Consider the following 891-nt stretch of genomic DNA (forward strand, 5'->3'; position numbering starts at 1 on the left):
AATGGTCATGGAACACATGTGGCTGGCACGATGGCTGCCGCTGAAAATAACGCAGGGGTAGTCGGCGTCGCTCCAGGTGCAAAATTGCTGATTGTTAAGGTGCTGGATAAAAATGGATCAGGGCAATACGAATGGATCATTAATGGCATTCACTATGCGATTGAACAAAAAGCTGATATTATTTCCATGAGCCTTGGCGGTCCAGTTGATCTACCTGAATTGCATGATGCTATTAAAAAGGCAGTGGATAATAACATCCTGGTTGTGTGTGCAGCAGGAAATGATGGAGACGGAAAAGATGCAACAGACGAGCTGGATTATCCCGGATGCTACAACGAAGTAATCAGTGTCGGAGCAGTTAACCTTGAACGGCGCTCTTCCGATTTTTCAAACTCCAACAATGAAATTGACCTAGTGGCCCCAGGGGAGGAAATACTATCCACCTATAAAGACGGGAAGTATGCCACGCTCAGCGGAACCTCTATGGCAACACCGCATGTTTCAGGGGCAATGGCACTCATTAAGGATTTTGCAAATAAAAGCTTTGAAAGAAAACTGACGGTACCTGAACTATATGCACAATTGATCAAAAGAACGGTTCCTCTCGGCAATTCACCTAAAGTAGAGGGGAATGGTCTTTTGTATCTTACTGCTGCGGAATACTTGTCACAGATGTTCAAAGAAAAGGCAGCAGCCTTAGTGAAGGAGCTCCAAACCCGTTAAATATATTTTTACCAAAAAATTTTGCCAAAGCAGTATACACATTGCCTGAAAGATGAGGCAGTGTGTTTTTTTATATTATGACGCATAAAACGGAAATTTTTATATATACGTCTAAATTACAGGCGATATAATTACCGGAATATATTTAAAATTTTATAAATAAAGTGT

Annotated in this window: 1 protein-coding gene; it reads left to right on the forward strand. The window is 41.4% G+C overall.

Annotated elements, in window-relative coordinates:
- Positions 1–723 (forward strand): S8 family peptidase (locus tag BIV59_RS21690; RefSeq protein WP_071353541.1); only part of this gene is annotated, 723 nt, incomplete at its 5' end.
- Positions 724–891 lie beyond the last annotated feature (168 nt).

Source organism: Bacillus sp. MUM 13, assembly GCF_001866725.1.
Taxonomy (GTDB): domain Bacteria; phylum Bacillota; class Bacilli; order Bacillales; family DSM-1321; genus Peribacillus.